The sequence below is a fragment of the Arthrobacter sp. W4I7 genome (genome assembly GCF_030816215.1).
Classification (GTDB): Bacteria; Actinomycetota; Actinomycetes; order Actinomycetales; family Micrococcaceae; genus Arthrobacter; species Arthrobacter siccitolerans_A.
This window is the reverse complement of the sequence record NZ_JAUSXU010000001.1, coordinates 3,066,951-3,083,368: the sequence shown is the minus strand read 5'-3', so window position 1 is coordinate 3,083,368 and position 16,418 is coordinate 3,066,951. Positions and strand designations below refer to the sequence as shown.

General features: G+C 66.5%; 13 protein-coding genes and 1 pseudogene. 5 read left to right on the top strand and 9 right to left on the bottom strand.

The genetic code is table 11. The features are described 5' to 3' along the window. Positions 1–45 precede the first annotated feature (45 nt). The 5 genes and pseudogenes from QF047_RS14020 to QF047_RS14000 all read right to left on the bottom strand — a co-directional run bounded on the left by QF047_RS14020 (position 46) and on the right by QF047_RS14000 (position 6,360). Entirely contained in the window at positions 46–486 is a 441-nt protein-coding gene (locus tag QF047_RS14020) for a nuclear transport factor 2 family protein (protein ID WP_307278123.1), read from the bottom strand. Positions 487–501: 15 nt separating this feature from the next. Continuing rightward, positions 502–2,316 (bottom strand): biotin carboxylase N-terminal domain-containing protein, encoded by a 1,815-nt coding sequence (locus tag QF047_RS14015; protein ID WP_307278120.1) that lies wholly within the window; start codon positions 2,314–2,316, stop codon positions 502–504. A gap of 129 nt (positions 2,317–2,445) precedes the next feature. Further along, entirely contained in the window at positions 2,446–3,087 is a 642-nt protein-coding gene (locus QF047_RS14010) for a nucleoside triphosphate pyrophosphatase (protein WP_307278117.1), read from the bottom strand. Positions 3,088–3,132: 45 nt separating this feature from the next. Beyond that, a pseudogene (locus tag QF047_RS14005) lies at positions 3,133–5,656 on the bottom strand (MMPL family transporter). A gap of 17 nt (positions 5,657–5,673) precedes the next feature. After that, positions 5,674–6,360, bottom strand: a complete 687-nt coding sequence (locus tag QF047_RS14000; RefSeq protein ID WP_307278116.1) for a TetR/AcrR family transcriptional regulator — start codon at positions 6,358–6,360, stop codon at positions 5,674–5,676. 175 nt (positions 6,361–6,535) lie between these two features. On the opposite strand from QF047_RS14000, the gene QF047_RS13995 reads away from it, so the two are divergent. Next, positions 6,536–7,096 (top strand): hypothetical protein, encoded by a 561-nt coding sequence (locus QF047_RS13995; RefSeq protein WP_307278113.1) that lies wholly within the window; start codon positions 6,536–6,538, stop codon positions 7,094–7,096. Positions 7,097–7,192: 96 nt separating this feature from the next. Here QF047_RS13995 and QF047_RS13990 read toward each other — a convergent pair whose 3' ends face one another. The 4 genes from QF047_RS13990 to QF047_RS13975 all read right to left on the bottom strand — a co-directional run bounded on the left by QF047_RS13990 (position 7,193) and on the right by QF047_RS13975 (position 12,522). Then, entirely contained in the window at positions 7,193–8,653 is a 1,461-nt protein-coding gene (locus QF047_RS13990; RefSeq protein WP_307278110.1) for a dicarboxylate/amino acid:cation symporter, read from the bottom strand. Between the two features lie 196 nt (positions 8,654–8,849). Then, entirely contained in the window at positions 8,850–10,535 is a 1,686-nt protein-coding gene (locus QF047_RS13985) for a DUF885 domain-containing protein (protein WP_307278108.1), read from the bottom strand. Positions 10,536–10,696: 161 nt separating this feature from the next. Then, positions 10,697–10,942: an acyl-CoA carboxylase subunit epsilon gene (locus QF047_RS13980; protein WP_306638764.1), complete on the bottom strand. Its 246-nt coding sequence runs from the start codon at positions 10,940–10,942 to the stop codon at positions 10,697–10,699. After that, positions 10,939–12,522: an acyl-CoA carboxylase subunit beta gene (locus tag QF047_RS13975; protein WP_306638766.1), complete on the bottom strand. Its 1,584-nt coding sequence runs from the start codon at positions 12,520–12,522 to the stop codon at positions 10,939–10,941. The genes QF047_RS13980 and QF047_RS13975 overlap by 4 nt, the downstream gene beginning before the upstream one ends. A 222-nt stretch (positions 12,523–12,744) precedes the next feature. Here QF047_RS13975 and QF047_RS13970 point away from each other — a divergent pair, with 222 nt between their 5' ends. From QF047_RS13970 to QF047_RS13955, 4 genes are all read left to right on the top strand, one after another. After that, a complete protein-coding gene (locus QF047_RS13970) occupies positions 12,745–13,632 on the top strand; it encodes an NAD(P)-dependent oxidoreductase (protein WP_307278099.1) in 888 nt (295 codons plus the stop codon). Between the two features lie 74 nt (positions 13,633–13,706). Continuing rightward, positions 13,707–14,615 (top strand): biotin--[acetyl-CoA-carboxylase] ligase, encoded by a 909-nt coding sequence (locus tag QF047_RS13965; protein WP_306638769.1) that lies wholly within the window; start codon positions 13,707–13,709, stop codon positions 14,613–14,615. Next, the gene (locus QF047_RS13960; protein ID WP_307278094.1) at positions 14,608–15,207 is read left to right on the top strand and encodes a PH domain-containing protein; all 600 of its coding nucleotides are present in this window, start codon (positions 14,608–14,610) and stop codon (positions 15,205–15,207) included. The genes QF047_RS13965 and QF047_RS13960 overlap by 8 nt, the downstream gene beginning before the upstream one ends. Further along, positions 15,197–16,321, top strand: a complete 1,125-nt coding sequence (locus tag QF047_RS13955; RefSeq protein ID WP_306638773.1) for an adenylate/guanylate cyclase domain-containing protein — start codon at positions 15,197–15,199, stop codon at positions 16,319–16,321. Before QF047_RS13960 ends, QF047_RS13955 begins: the two co-directional genes overlap by 11 nt. The last annotated feature ends 97 nt before the right edge of the window (positions 16,322–16,418 follow it).

The window sequence follows — 16,418 nt, the reverse complement described above, 5'->3', positions numbered from 1 at the left end:
TTTTCCGCCTCTGCCTGTCAGCCTCCCGGTGAGCCTGCCGGCCGGTCAGCTGCCGGCGGGCTGGCTCAGGGACCGGCGGGACTGGGGACGGGCAGCAGGATCTGCGTGCCGGTGCACCAGTTTCCAGTACCCTTCCTCGCGGCGGAAGATGCTGGTGACCCGGAGCGCAAATTCCTCGACGACGGCGGCACCGTCCAGCCGCGCGCTGAAATGTTCCGTTTCCACCAGGTAGGCGGTGTCCCTGGCCGTGTAGGACGTGATGGTGTCAAACCCCAGCATCTGGCCGTCCTGGAACTGCCGTGCCGCCTGGTCCAGCCGGGCTTCCACCTGCGCCCAGCCGCGGGCGATGCCGCCGAACGGGTTGGCGAGGGTCACGTCGTCGAGCCGCGAATACAGCTCCTTGACGGGCTCCGGGTTGCCCCGGGTGATTTCGGGGACGGCGAGGTGGTAGCGGTCCACTTCTTCTTCAAAGCTGGGTGCGAGCATGAGGAGCCTCCGGCGCTAGTCTTCGATGGTGGCGATGACGGCGCCCGCTGCCACCGTTTCGCCGGCGGCTGCGGTGAGGCCGGTGATGGTTCCGGAGCGGTGCGCGGTCAGCGGCTGCTCCATTTTCATCGCTTCGAGGACCACTACGAGGTCGCCTTCGGCCACCACGTCGCCGTTGGCAACGGCAACTTTGACGATGGTGCCCTGCATGGGTGAGGTCAGGGCGTTGCCGGTGGCCGCGGACGTGCCGGCCGAGCGGGAGCGCTTCTTCGACTTGCCCGGCTTGGCCGAAGCGCCGGCGCCTCCGGTTCCCCCGGAACCGAGTGATGCGGGGAGGACCACTTCGAGCCGTTTTCCGCCCACCTCAACCACCACGCGCTGCCGGTCCCCGGCAGAGCTGTCGGCGCCGTCAGCACCATCGGGGGTCCAGGCCGGAAGGTTGTTGACGAACTCGGTCTCGATCCAGCGGGTGTGGACCCGGAACGGGCCCTCGGGCGGCGCGAAGGCGGGATCCGAAACCACGGCAAGGTCGAACGGGATCACCGTGGGGATGCCCTCGACCACCATTTCCTCCAGGGCGCGGCGGGCCCGCTGCAGGGCCTGCGGGCGGCTGGCTCCGGTAACGATGAGCTTGGAGAGCATGGAATCGAAGTTTCCGCTGATGACGTCACCCTGCTCCACGCCCGAGTCGATGCGGACGCCGGGGCCGGTGGGGTTTTTCAGGACCCGGAGGGTGCCGGGGGCGGGCAGGAAGTTCCGGCCCGGGTCTTCGCCGGTGATGCGGAACTCGAAGGAGTGCCCGCGGACTTCGGGGTCGTCGTAGCCGAGCTCCTCGCCGCGGGCCAGCCGGAACTGTTCGCGGACAAGGTCGATGCCGGTGACTTCCTCGGAAACGCAGTGCTCCACCTGCAGGCGGGTGTTGACCTCGAGGAAGGAGATGGTGCCGTCCTGGCCGACGAGGAATTCGCACGTGCCGGCGCCGAGGTAGCCGGCCTCTTTCAGGATGGCCTTGGAGGATTCGTAAAGGCGGCGGTTCTGGTCTTCGGTGAGGAAGGGGGCGGGGGCTTCTTCCACCAGTTTCTGGTTGCGGCGCTGCAGCGAGCAGTCGCGGGTGGAGACCACCACAACGTTGCCGTGGGCGTCCGCCAGGCACTGCGTCTCCACGTGGCGGGGCGCATCCAGGAACCGCTCGATGAAGCATTCGCCGCGGCCAAAGGCAGCGGTGGCTTCACGGACGGCGGATTCGAACAGCTCGGGAATTTCATCGCGGGTGCGGGCCACCTTGATGCCGCGGCCGCCGCCGCCAAAAGCGGCCTTGATGGCCACGGGCAGCCCGTGGCGGTCCACGAAGTCGAGGATTTCCTCGGCGGATTCCACCGGATCGGCGGTGCCGGGAACGAGCGGTGCGCCTACTTTTTCTGCGATGTGCCGGGCCTGGACCTTGTCGCCAAGGGCCGAGATGGCCTCGGGCGAGGGGCCGATCCAGGTAATGCCGGCTTCAATCACGCGGGCCGCGAACTGGGCGTTCTCGGCGAGGAAGCCATAGCCGGGGTGGATGGCGTCGGCGCCGGACTGGCGGGCGGCGTCGATGATCTTGTCCATCACGAGGTAGGACTCGGCGGCGGTGTTTCCGCCCAGTGCGTAGGCCTCGTCAGCAAGGCGGACGTGCAGGGCATCCCGGTCCGCGTCAGCGTAGACAGCAACCGAGGCGATGCCTTCGTCACGGGCGGCGCGGATGATACGCACCGCGATTTCACCGCGGTTGGCGATCAGCACCTTTGTGAGGGTCGACTGCGTGGGGTGTGCGGACTGCTCCAAAATTGCTGACAAGGCGTCTCCTTCTTTCCTTCAGGGAGCCTAGCGCGGTTTTGAGGGTTCCGCCGATATTACTTGCGGATTCCGCGTGTAAAGCGCCAAGGCTTTGTAGGGAAGCTACAAGACCCGCCGAAATCGCGTCCTTTAGGACGCCGTCCAGAGTTCGGTGATCCGGACCTGCGCCTGGGCCAGCAGACCCCGCAGCGTGGACACGGAAAGTCCGACGACGGTGTGCGGGTCGCCGTCGACTTTCCGGATGAAGGCGCCGCCGAGTCCGTCGATCGTGAAGGAGCCGGCGCAGTGCAGCGGTTCACCGGTGGCGATGTACGCATCGATCTCCGCCGCGTCCATGTCCAGGAAGGACACCTCGGCCGAAGCTACCGTCCCCAGGGTGGCGCCCGTGCCCGGAGCATCGCCGTCGGGGTCGGTATCGCGGCAGTCCACCAGCCAGTGGCCGGTGTGCAGCACACCGGTGTTGCCGCTCATCCGCAGCATGCGTTCCCGGGCGACGGCGGCGGTGTACGGTTTCCCGTGCGCCTCGCCGTCGAACTCAAAAACGGAGTCGCACCCGAGCACCAGCGCACCCTCGGCTTCCGGCAAAGCCGCGACAGCCTCGGCCTTGGCGCGTGCCAGCAGCAGGGCGGTGTCATGCGGGTCGGTGACGCCGTACCGGGCCTGGACGGCGTCCTCATCAACGTCCGAGACAAGGACCGTATGCCGGATGCCGGCCTCGGTGAGGAGCTTGGTGCGGGCGGGGGACTGGGAGGCAAGAATCAGGCGGAGCACGGCTCCAGCCTAATTGACCCGCTCCAGCCTCCTTAACCCTCCGGCTTAGTGGACCAGCGCTTCCGACGCCGGTGCAGCCTCGGGCCGGTTCAGCTGGGCGCCTTCCACATCGACGTCCGGCAGGATCCGGTCGAGCCAGCGCGGCAGCCACCAGGACTTCCCGCCCAGCAGGTACATCACGGCCGGAACGATGGTCATGCGGACCACGAAGGCATCAAGCAGCACACCGAACGCCATGGCGAAGCCCAGCGGCCGCACCATGGTGAGGTGGCTGAAGATGAAGCCGGCGAAGACGCTGACCATGATGATCGCGGCCGCAGTCACGACGGCGCCGGCGTGCCGGAAGCCCACCCGGACCGCCTGCTTCGCGGTGGAGCCGTGCATGTACGCCTCGCGCATGCCGGAGGCGATGAACACCTGGTAGTCCATGGCCAGCCCGAAGAGCACACCGATGAGGATGATCGGAAGGAAGCTCAGGACGGCGCCGGGGTTTGCGACGTCGAACACGCCGCCCAGCCAGCCCCACTGGTACACGGCCACCACGGCGCCGAACGCGGCGGCAAGGGAGAGCAGGAAGCCGCCGGTGGCGAGCAGCGGCACCACGATGGAGCGGAAGACCAGCAGCAGCAGGACCAGGGAAAGCCCGACGACGATGGCCAGGTAGGGCGGCAGGGCGTCGCCCAGCTTAGTGGAGACGTCCACGTTGCCGGCGGTCTGCCCCGTGAGGCCCATGGCCACGCCGTATTCGGACTGGATATCGTCGTTCAGGCCGCGGAGTTCGGCGACCACCTGGACGGTGCTGGCGCTGGCGGGGCCCTCCTTGGGGATGACCTGGAACACGGCGGTGCGGCGGTCCTCGCTGAGGGCGACAGGTACGGCGGCCACCACGTTGTCTACGGCGCGGAGTCTGTCAGCGACGTTGTACTGCAGGGTCTGCGCCTGGGCCGCGTCGAGGTTTGCCGGGAACTCGCCGACGGCCACAATCGGGCCGGTGACGCCTTCGCCGAAGCTCCGGGCGGTGAGGTCGTACGCCTGGTAGGCCTCTGACTCCACGGGCTCGGATCCGCCGTCGGGCAGTGCCAGCTGAAGCTGGGTGGCAGGGAGCGCGAGGGAGCCCAGCAGGAGTACGCCGGCCAGGAGTGCCAGCACCGGATGGCGGGTGACCAGGCCGCCCCAGCCACGGGTGCTCCGTTCCCGGTCCTGGGCTTCGTCGCCTGCTTCATGGCCGGGTTCGGCGTTGTGTACCTCGGCCTTGGCCCAGGCGCGCTTCGAGATGATCGGGCGGCCGATCAGGGACAGCATGGCCGGGGTGAGGGTGATGGCCACCAGCACGGCGTACCGCCACGGTGCCGGCGGCGGCCAGGCCCATCACGGCGAGGAAGGGCAGGCCCGGCACTACCAGGGCGGCGAGGGCGATGATGACGGTGAGGCCTGCGAACACCACGGCATTGCCGGAGGTGCCCGTTGCCCTGGCCACGGATTCCTCCAGGCCCATTCCGGCCAGCAGCTGCGTCCGGTGCCGGTTGACGATGAACAACGAGTAGTCAATTCCGACGGCGAGCCCCAGCATCAGGGCCAGCATGGGGGAGATGGAGCTCATGTCGAACAGTCCGGAGAGGGCGAAGGTGATCCCCACGCCAACGCCAACACCTATGACTGCCATCAGCAGCGGCAGCCCGGCGGCAATCAGGGTGCCCAGCATGATGATCAGGACCAGGGCCGCCACGGCGATGCCGATCACTTCCGCGGCACCGAAAAGCTCGGAGATGTCCTCGGTGATCTCCTTGCTGGCGTAGGCGGTGACGCCGGCGGCGGACGTTTCATGGGCAATGTCCTGGACCTGCTCGCGCACTGCCGGGCTCAGGCCGTTGATGGAGGTGTTGAACTGCACTTGTGCCACGGCGGCGCGTCCGTCCCCGGAGACAAAACGGATGGCGGAGGAAGCCTCCGCCTGGCGGTTGCCCAGCTCCAGCTTGGCCTTGCCGGCTTCGAGTTCCCGGGTTCCGGCGTCGAGCTTTGCCTGTCCTTCTGCCAGGGCGGCCTTCTGCTGGCCAAGCTGCGCCTCAATGAGGGCCGCCGGCGCTCCGGCCGCTGCAAGCTGCTGCTCTGCCCCTGCCAGCTGGGCCGCGCCCGCATCAAGCTGGGCGCGGGAGGCATCCAGCTGTGCCTGGCCGGCGGCCAGTTGCTGCTCCCCGTCGGTGATGGCCTGTCCGGCCTGGTCCACCTGCGCCTGGGTGGCGAACGGATCCACGGTGCCGCGGACGTTTGGCACGGTCTGGAGCTTTTTCAGCGCATCGGTGACGGCAGCGCGGCTCTCGGCGGTGAAACCGCCGTCGGGCGCTTCAAAAACGATGGTTGCCGTGCCTCCGGATGCCGCGGGAAGTTCTTGCTTCAGCTTGTCCGCGATGCGTTGGGTTTCCGTGCCCGGAATCTGGAAGTTGTTGGACAGCGTGCCGTGGAACGCGGCAGCCGAACCGCCGACGGCAAGCAGGACAGCCAGCCAAAGGGAGATGACCAGCCAGCGCCGGCGGTAGGAGAACTTGCCCAGGCGGTAAAGGAACAGTGCCATGAAGGAAACCGATCTGATCAGGAGGAAACGGATGCGGAAGCGGCGGAACGCGGGGCAGGCCTGCTGCCTGCGGTGAAGCCGGAACCCAGCAGCGCCATGGCGTCGATGAGCAGCTGGCGCAGCTCGGCAAGGGAACCGGCGGAAAGGTCGGCACCGCGGCGGGTGAACCAGACCTCCAGGGCAGCCTTGCCGCAGGAGATCACCGCGCCGGCCAGGGCGCGGACATAGAGCTCGTCCACGTCGTCTGCCACCCGTTCGCGGGCGACGGCGATGATTTGTTCAGTGCAGTGCTCCCAGGCCTCCAGCTCCGAGTGCGACATCAGCGCGCTTTGCTGGGTGAGCGTAAAAAGTTCGGCCAGCGGTGCCACGGTCATGGGGTCCGCCAGCGCCATCAGGGCTGCCTGCGCCGACTGCAGGACCGGTTCGTCGGCCGGCCGCAGCCGGAACTGCTGGATGGCGTTGTCCAGGAAGCCGTGGGTGATGGACGCGAGGGCGGCATCAGTGCTGCTGAAGTAGTTGAAAAAGGTGCGCCGTGAAATCCCGGCGGCGTCCGCGATGTCCTCCACGGTAAAACTTCCCGGGCCGCGGCTGCGCAGCAGGGCCAGGGCGGCGTCCGTGATGGCCTGCCGGGTGGCAGCCTTGTTCAGCTCGCGCCGTGAAGGGCCGGCTGCTCCTGTTGTTGTAGCGCCGCTGGTGATAACCATGATGATTACACTATGTGCAACTTTGCACGATGGGCAAGTTTTTTGTCGTCAGGATTCACAGGAAGATGAAAGGTTCCCAACAGCTGTTCCAGATCCTGCTCTCCGATGCTTGGAATGTCCCGGGAGGGATGAACCATCAGCAGCCGTCACTGACGGCAGATCCAGGAGACATAGAATGTCACGCACAAAGAAATTGACCCTCGGCTTGTCAGCCACGGCGCTGGCCCTTGGTGCCGGAATCGGCGTTGCCGGCATGGCCTCCGCCACCACCGTGCCAACGCCCACTCCCAGCGCGAGCTCCAGCGTCTCGGCCGACGGAAGCACCACCACCGTGCCTGGCGGCATGGGCAAGCACGGCGGCCGGGGTGGCGAGCGGGGCGTAGCCCAGGCATCCGCGCTTGCGGAGAAGCTTGGTGTGGAGGAGGCCAAGGTGACGCAGGCGCTCCAGGCCTTCCGCGAGGCCAACAAGCCCGCCACCCCGCCCGCGGAGGGTGAAAAGCCGGACCAGGCCACCCGCGACGCCGCCTTGGCGAAGTCCCTGGCCGGGTCCCTCGGGATCGAGGAGTCCAAGGTTACCGCGGCGCTGGAGGAGCTTCGCGCCGAGAAGCAGGCGGAGAAGGCTTCGGCACTGAAGACGCGGCTTGACCAGGCCGTGACGGACGGAAAGCTGACGCAGGCCGAAGCCGACGCCGTCACCAAGGCCGTGCAGAACGGTGTCATCGGCGGCGGCCGCTGATTCGGCAGATTAATGCAGAAGAAGTCCCCGGGAAATTTCCCGGGGACTTCTTCTTTTACTGCCAGTTCTTACTGCCAGAGCGTGAGCAGGGACCCGTTAGGCCTTCGCGTCCACCAGTTCACGGGATGTGGTGTCCGTGGAGGTTCCGTCGGACGGGGCGTTATCGGCCGCCTCCGTGCTGTCAACAGAATCATCAACAAAAGGTGTGCCGTTGCGGGGTGCGTTGTACAGCTGCTCGTCCAGGATGCCCTGGCGCTTGGCCACAATGGTGGGGACCAGCGCCTGGCCGGCGACGTTCACCGCGGTGCGGCCCATGTCCAGGATGGGATCGATGGCCAGCAGGAGGCCGACGCCGGCCAGCGGCAGTCCCAGCGTGGAGAGCGTCAGCGTCAGCATAACGACGGCGCCGGTGGTTCCGGCGGTTGCCGCGGAGCCCAGGACGGAGACCAGGGCGATCAGCAGGTACTGGCTGAAGTCCAGCTGGATGCCGAAGAACTGGGCCACGAAGATCGCCGAAATGGCCGGGTAGATGGCCGCGCAGCCGTCCATCTTGGTGGTGGCGCCCAGCGGAACGGCGAAGGAGGCGTAGCCGCGGGGGACACCCAGGCTGCGTTCGGTGACGCGCTGGGTCAGCGGCAGGGTGCCCACCGAGGAGCGGGATACGAAGGCCAGCTGGACGGCCGGCCACACGCCGGAGAAGTACTGCTTGACGGACAGGCCGTGGGTGCGGACCAGGATGGGGTAGACCGCGAAGAGGACCAGGGCCAGGCCCACATAGATGGCGAAGGTGAACTTGCCCAGGGAGCCGATGGTGTCCCAGCCGTAGACTGCCACGGCGTTGCCGATGAGGCCCACGGTGCCCAGCGGTGCGATGCGGATGATCCACCACAGCACCTTCTGGATGACGGCCAGCGCGGAGGCGTTCAGGTTCAGGAACGGCTCGGCAGCATTGCCCACCTTGAGGGCTGCAACCCCGACGGCGATGGCGATCACCAGGATCTGGAGCACGTTGAAGCTGACCGAGGTGCTGACGGTCGTGGCGGCGTTGGCGCTTTCGGTCACGGTGGAGCTGGCGCCCAGGCCAAGGAAGTTCTTGGGGAAGAGGCCGATGAGGAAGGACCACCAGTCACCGGACTTGCCGGAGTACTTGGCTTCCTCGGTGATGCCGGTGTTGGCGCCCGGCTGCAGCAGGACGCCCAGTCCGATGCCGATCAGCACGGCAATCAGCGAGGTGATCGCGAACCACAGCAGAGTGTTCCATGCGAGCTTTGCCGCGTTGGAGACCTGGCGGAGGTTGGAGATGGAGCTGACCACGGCGGTGAAAATCAGGGGAACAACGGCAGTCTGCAGCAGTGACACGTAGCTGGAGCCGATGGTCTGCAGCGTGGCGCCGAGCCCGTTGGGGCTGGTTTTGGTGCTGCCGGTGTACTTGGCCAGCAGGCCGAGGCCGAGCCCGACGATCAGGGCGGCGATAATCTGGAAACCGAACGATCCAGCCCACTTGGGGAGCTGGAAGCCGATCTTAGCGGATTCTGGGGAACGGGTTTGAGTGCTCACCCGAATACGTTAGGTCCGCGCCTCATATCACGTCGAACGCATGTTGAGAAATATTACGCGCGCCAAGTTTCGCCCGATGAAGAAAATCCCCGCGAAATCAACGTTTTCGAGGCGTTATGTTACTTATTCCCAGGCTCTGTGTGCTTAATGTCTCGCCAGTGCACGGCGACATTGCCGCCTTCCACCCGCGTAACGGTCACCCGAGCAGTGCGCGCCTGAGGGTATCGAGTCCGACGGAGCCGATGTTGAGGGCCCGGGTGTGGAACTCCTTCAGGTCGAAACCGGGCCGGGCTTCGAGTTCTGCACGGATCTGTTCCCAGAGGCGCTGGCCCACTTTGTAGGAGGGTGCCTGTCCGGGCCAGCCGAGGTAGCGGGTGAACTCGAAGTTGAGCTGGCCTTCGCTGATGGGCAGGTTCTGTTTCAGGAACCCGTAGCCTTTGTCGGCGGTCCAGTTGCCGGAGCCCCAGCGTTCGGGAACCCGCAGTTCAAGGTGGACGCCGATGTCGAACACCACGCGGGCGGCCCGCATCCGCTGCATGTCCAGCATGCCCATCTGGTCGCCGGGATCGTTGAGGTAGCCGAGTTCCTGCATCAGTTTCTCGGCGTAGAGGGCCCAGCCTTCGCCGTGGCCGGAGGTCCAGCAGACGTTCCGGCGCCATTTGTTCAGCAGTTCGCGGCGGTAGGTTGCGGTGGCCACCTGGAGGTGGTGGCCGGGGACGCCTTCGTGGAAAACGGTGGTGGTTTCCGCCCAGGTGGTGAAGGTGTCCTCGCCGGCGGGCACCGACCACCACATGCGGCCGGGGCGGCTGAAGTCGTCGGACGGGCCCGTGTAGTAGATGCCGCCCTCATCGGTGGGGGCGATGAGGCACTCAAGTTTCTTCATCACGTCAGGAATGTCGAAGTGGACGCCCGCCAGCTCCGCTACGGCCTTGTCCGAGAGTTCCTGCATCCACTCGCGCAAGGCCTCCTTGCCCTTCAGCTGGCGGGCGGGATCGTTGTTGAGGATGTCCTTGGCTTCGTCGATGGTGGCGCCGGCTTTGATGCTGTCCGCCACCTGTTCCTGCTGGGCAATCAGCCGGTCCAGCTCTTCTACGCCCCAGGCGTAGGTCTCCTCCAGGTCCACGGTGGCGCCCAGGAATGAGCGTGAGGCCAGGGCGTAGCGCGCCCGTCCCACGGCGTCCTTTTCCGGCGCGGCGGGCAGCAGTTCCAGGCGGAGGAAGTCAGCCAGGCCGGCGTAAGCGCCGCGGGCGGCGGCAGCACCGGCGTCGAGCTCTTGCTGGATGGCGGCAGGCAGGGGGCCGGCGGCGGTGGACGCTCCTGCCGCAAGCTTCGCGAAGAAGCCGTCCTCCGCAGCGTACTTGGTGACCTGTTCAATAACGATCCGGACCTGCCGCGCGGCGGCCACCCGGCCGGCGTCCCGGGCCTGCCGGAGCGAGTCCATGTAGCCGGCGATGGCTGCCGGAACATTGAGCGCCCGGCCGGCGATGTGCTGCCAGTGCTGCTCCGTCTCTGTCGGCATCAGGTCGAAGATGGCCCGGATGTCCTGGGCGGGGGAGGCGATGTTGTTCAGGTCCGCGTACTCCCAGCCGGACGCGTGGATCAGCAGCTGCAGGCCCAGTCGCTCCCGCATGGCGTCAAGGGTGACCGCGTCCACCTCATCCTCCGGCTCCAGGCCCTCAAGTTCTTCCAGCGTGTGGCGGGCAGCCTCGGCGAATTCCGCGATGCCGGCGGGGGAGAAGTCCTGGTATCCGGTCTCGTGTCCGGGCACGCCAAGGGTGGTGGCGAAGGACGGATTAAGCCTGATCAGCGTGTCCGTGTAGTTGTCCGCGACGGCATCGACGCGGGTTTTCGGGCGGGCGGCAGGAGCGGTGTCTGTAGTCACCTTCCGAGACTAACGCTTCGGATTGTGGAACTGGGCCCACGTCGGCGAGGGACCCAAGCCGTGGGCCCACGTCGGCGAGGGACCCAAGTGGAGCGAAGCGAGATTTGGGAGCCGGCGGGGACGAAGCGAGGTCAGCGAGGCGGTGGGGCGGAGACCGCCTTCTAGCCGCCGCTCCGCCTCCACGCGCCGGGTCCCGGCGTGGGGGCCAGGCGCAGCTGCTGGCGGCGGACCCAGTGCCGGACCGACGGCTTGTCCGCCCCGGCCGGTTCGTCGCCGCCCAGGGAAAGGACGACGGCGGTCAGTGCCGCCAGTTCCTCGGCCGTGGGCTGGCCCTTGACAACGGACAGCAGAGGTTCGGGGCTTTCGGCAGCCTCAACCACCGGCTGTTCGGGCTGGGCGGGGCTCACAGCGGGATGTTCCCATGCTTCTTGGTGGGCAGGCTGGCACGTTTGTCGCGGAGCGCCCGCAGGCCCTTGATGATCTGGGTCCTGGTTTCGGAAGGGGCGATGACGGCGTCAACGTAGCCCAGCTGGGCTGCCTGGTACGGGTTCAGAAGCTCCTCCTCGTACTGGCGGATGACCTCGGCGCGCCGCGCTTCGACGTCTCCGCCGGCCTCGGCAACCCCGGCAAGATCGCGGCGGTAGAGGATGTTCACAGCCCCCTGTGCACCCATGACGCCGATCTGCGCAGTGGGCCAGGCGAGGTTGAGGTCAGCGCCCAGCTTCTTGGAGCCCATCACGATGTAGGCACCGCCATAGGCCTTGCGGGTGATCACGGTGAGCTTGGGAACGGTGGCCTCGGCATAGGCGTACAGGAGCTTGGCGCCGCGGCGGATGATGCCCTGGAATTCCTGGTCCTTGCCCGGCAGGAAGCCGGGAACGTCCACCAGGGTGATGATGGGAATGTTGAAGGCGTCGCAGTGGCGGACAAAGCGTGCGGCCTTTTCCGACGCGGCGATATCGAGCGTCCCCGCGAACTGCAGGGGCTGGTTGGCTACGATGCCCACCGTGTGGCCCTCCACCCGGCCGTAGCCGATCATCACGTTGGGGGCGTACAGGGCCTGCATTTCCAGGAAGTGGCCGTCGTCCACGATCTGTTCAACAACGCTGCGCATGTCGTAGGGCTGGTTGGCCGAATCGGGGATGAGCGTGTCCAGGGCGAGGTCGTCGTCGTCGACCTCCAGTTCCTGCTGGTGCTCCAGCACAGGTGCCTCGGAAAGATTGTTGGAGGGCAGGAAGTCCAGCAGTTCGCGGACGAACTCGATGGCATCGGCTTCGTCCTGGGCCAGGTAGGTGGACGTGCCGGTGGTGGCGTTGTGCTGGCGGGCGCCGCCCAGCGTCTCCATGTCCACGTCCTCGCCCGTGACCGTTTTGATCACGTCCGGGCCGGTGATGAACATGTGCGAGGTCTTGTCCACCATCACCACATAATCGGTGAGCGCGGGGGAGTAGGCCGCGCCGCCGGCAGAGGGGCCCATGATGAGGGAAATCTGCGGCACCACGCCTGAGGCGTGGACATTGTTCCGGAAGATGTCCGCGAACATGGCCAGGGAAGCGACTCCCTCCTGGATGCGCGCGCCGCCGCCGTCCAGGATGCCGACCACCGGGCAGCCGTTCCGGAGTGCGAACTCCTGCACCTTGACGATCTTCTCGCCGTTGACCTGGCTCAGCGAGCCGCCATAGACGGAGAAATCCTGGCTGTAAACCGCCACGGGGCGGCCGTCCACGGTGCCGTAGCCGGAGACCAGGCCGTCACCCAGCGGCTTCTTCTTGTCCATGCCGAAGGCGGTGGAGCGGTGCACTGCCAGGGCATCGAACTCAACAAATGAATCTTCATCCAGCAGGAGGCTGATGCGCTCGCGGGCGGTGTTCTTGCCGCGGGCGTGCTGCTTTTCGATCGCTTCAGGGCCGGAGGGTTGTTCGGCACGGGCCTGGCGGTCGCGGAAATCGGCGATCTTTCCCGCTGTCGTTGTCAGATCGTGGCTCATCAAATATCTCCGGCTCTGTAGCAGATTGGTCCAGTGGCGCTGTTGTTGCTGGCAGGTCTGATGCGGGGAGTTAAGTAGCATCCACACAAAGACCGAACCCTGCTGGCTAGTCTAGTGACGCTTCTGGCGCCGGCAGCTGTAGAAAACCTACAATTTTCTGCCGTGCCGCAGCCCGGGACAGCAAGTTACTCGCCGGTAACATAACTGCGTTAGAGTGGCTGCATGACTTTGAGCAATGATGCTTCGGGAGCTCCGGCAAGCCCCTACCAGGCCATCGGTTCCCTGCGGGGACGTACACTCTTGATCTCCGGCGGAAGCCGCGGAATCGGGCTGGCCATCGCCGTCCGTGCAGCGCAGGACGGCGCCAACATCGTGCTGATGGCCAAGACCGGCGAGCCGCACCCCAAGCTTGCGGGCACGGTCTACACCGCGGCGGAGCAATTGGTGGCCGCCGGCGGGCAGGCACTTCCCCTGGTGGGTGACGTCCGGAACGACGACGACGTGGCGCGCGCTGTTTCAGCTGCCGTGGACCGCTTTGGCAGCATCGACGTCGTCATTAACAATGCCTCCGCGATTGACCTGTCCCGTACCGACGCTGTGGACATGAAAAGGTACGACCTCATGCAGGACATCAATGTCCGGGGCACGTTCCTGCTGTCCAAGCAGGCACTTCCCGCGCTGCGCGCATCCACTGCCGGGCAGGTCCTGACCCTCTCGCCGCCGCTGAACCTTGATCCGCACTGGGCCGGGAAACACCTGGCCTACACCATGGCCAAGTACGGGATGAGCCTCACCACGCTGGGGCTTGCGGAGGAGTTGAAAGCAGACGGGATCCGTGTTAACTCGCTGTGGCCCTGCACCCTGATCGACACGGCAGCCATCCGGAACATGCCGCACGGGGACCAGATGGTCCAGGCGGCGCGCGGGCCCCAGATCATGGCTGATGCCGCCCATGCCGTCCTCACGGGAGCCAACCTTGCGGCCGGCGGTGCGGCGAGCGGCAATTTCTATACGGACGAGGAAGTCCTGGCAGCGGCGGGAGTGACGGATTTCCGTCCCTACAGCCTGGGGGCCCCGGAGGAAGGGCTGGTCCCGGACATCTTCCTCTAGGGCCATCTTCCCCTTAGGCGGCTTCCGCAGGGGACAGTCGCCTGCCGGCAGATTTAGCTCGGTAGGATTTAGCTATGGATGACGCACACACCCCCGGTACGCCCCTGAGCCGGAGGGACCTGGCGGACGAGCGCTTCCTGTCCGCCACCGGCATCCCCCGGCTTGACGTGGTGGACTCCACCGGATCCACCAATGCAGACCTCCTGCGGTCAGTGACAGTGGAGCCCGCCGCCTGGCCGGATCTGTCCGTGCTCACTGCCGAGTACCAGACAGCGGCGCGCGGACGGCTCGACAGGCACTGGGAAGCGCCGGCGCTGAGCTCCCTCTCGGTATCGGTTGTCCTGCGACCTGCCAACGCCGAGGGGCGGCCGCTGCCCACCCAAAGCTACTCCTGGTTGTCACTGATCGGGGCCCTGGCCCTGCGCGAAACCCTCCTCGAAACGGCCGGCATTCCCGCCGAACTGAAGTGGCCCAACGATGTCCTGGTCCGGGGGAAGAAGATCGCCGGCATCCTGGCGCAGCTGGGCCCCATGGTGGACGGCTCGGTGCCGCCGGTCATCCTGGGCACCGGCCTCAACGTCACGCTCACCGCCGGTGAGCTGCCTGTTCCCACTGCCACATCGGTGGTGCTGGAGGGCGCCCGGACCGAGGACCGCACGGTGCTCCTGAAAAGCTACCTTTCAAACTTTTCCGCGCTGTACCGCAGCTTCTGCAACGCCGACGGCGACCCGGCGGCAGGGATGGCGGGCGGGGCTTCCCTGCACAAGCGGGTGGAGGCAGTCATGGTCACCCTGGGCAAGCAGGTGCGGGCCCAGCTTCCGGGAGACCACGAAATCATCGGCCACGCTTCACGGCTCGACGAATACGGTTCGCTGCTGGTGGTGGACCGGGACTCCCGGGAACATGTGGTCACCGCCGGGGACGTGGTGCATCTTCGGCCATGGACTTCCCCGGATGCTGCCGGCCAAGGCGGTTATGCGTAAAAACCTCCTGCCGGGCGAGCAGGTCATTGTGACCACCCGCCCGCAGCCGCGGCAGCTGGCCGGCGCTGCAGCTGCGTTTATCCTCGCCCCGGCGGTTGCTGCCTTTTGTTCCGCCTGGTTGATCCGCGGCGGCGCCGCGAGGGCAGTTCCCGCGCTTTCCGGCCGCTGGACCCCCTGGCTGGTGGGCGGTTGCGTGCTGGCCGCTGCCGCCGTGTGGCTGGGTTTCTGCCTGCCCCGGCTGCTGCGCTGGCAGGGGACGCGGTACACGCTGACCAGCAGGAGGCTGGTGGCCCGGTCCGGGATGTGGAAGCGGCGGGACCAGCAAGTGAACCTGGCGTCGGTCCGCAACCTGACTGTCCATGAATCGGTCCTGCAACGACTCTTCCGCTCGGGGAATATATCCTTGGAAGCCGGATATCAGTCAGTGGTGACGTTCCCGGACGTGCCGGAGGTAGCCAGGTTCCGGGATTTCATCCTCGACGCGATCGAGGACCTGCCGGACGAACAGGATGTCCAGCCCGGCGGGCCAACGGATTACCCTGCCGGAGTTTTGCCGTGGGAAATGAGAGAAGGTGGATTGGATGAACGATGAGGACCAGCAGGAACGCGTCGGATCCATCGCGCCCGCTCCGGCGGCAGACGCCCACCCTCCCACCGGCACCATGTCCGCCGAGCGGCTCGCCATGAAGGCACTGGAGTCCCGGCTGCTGGGCGGGGAACGCAAGCTCCGCCGCCGCGAAGTCGCTGCCGGTGCAGGGTTGTCCCTGCTGTCTGCGCGCAAACTGTGGCGCGCCCTGGGCTTCCCCAACTTCGGGGACGAGGATGTTGCCTTCACCGAACGCGACCAGGCGGCCCTCTCCACCGTGGTGGACCTGGTCCGTTCCGGCAAGCTAACGGAGGAGGCAGCCATCTCCGTCACACGCTCCATCGGGCAGATGACGGACCGCATGGTGGTGTGGCAGATCGAGGCATTGGTGGAGGACATGGTGCACGAGCAGGGCGTCACGGACGCCGTGGCCCGCAAGCGCCTGGTCAACGAGCTTCCCGCCCTGGTGGACGCCTTGGAGGAAATGCTCGTCTACTCCTGGCGGCGCCAGCTCAACGCCGGTGTCCAGCGGCTGGCGGTCCGCGCCGAGGCCGGGCTGCAGGCAAGCGAAGAAGGCCGCGAGGGTGACGAAGATGACGCCCCGCTGCCCTTGGCCCGCGCCGTCGGCTTCGCGGACCTGGTTTCCTACACCAGCCTGTCCCGGCGCATGAACGAGAAAACACTGGCCCGCATGGTGCAGCGCTTCGAGAACAAATGCGCCGAAATCATTTCAGTGGGCGGTGGACGGCTTGTTAAGACCGTGGGCGACGAAGTCCTCTACATTGCAGAAACTCCCGCCGCTGGAGCGGAAATTTCGCTCGCGCTGGCCCAAGCCTTCACCGAGGATGAAATCCTGCCGGAAGCCAGGGTGGCCATGGTGTGGGGCAGGATCCTGTCCCGGCTTGGGGACATCTACGGGCCCACCGTGAACCTGGCGGCGCGGCTGACGTCGCTCGCGGATCCGGGAACCGTGCTGGTGGACTCCATGACGGCATCGGCCCTGGAGCATGATGAGCGTTTTGTGATGGTGCCCCGGCCTGCCGAGAACGTCCGTGGCTTCGGCGAGATTCTGCCCGTCCGCCTCACCCGCGGCCTGGGCAAGGGGCTCGTCCTGGACTGACAGCGGCCCGTAAAAGGTAAGCAAAGAGTTTATCCAATTGATGGTGAATGCCGATATAGTCGGAATACACCCGGCCACAGCATGCCGGAAACCGGCT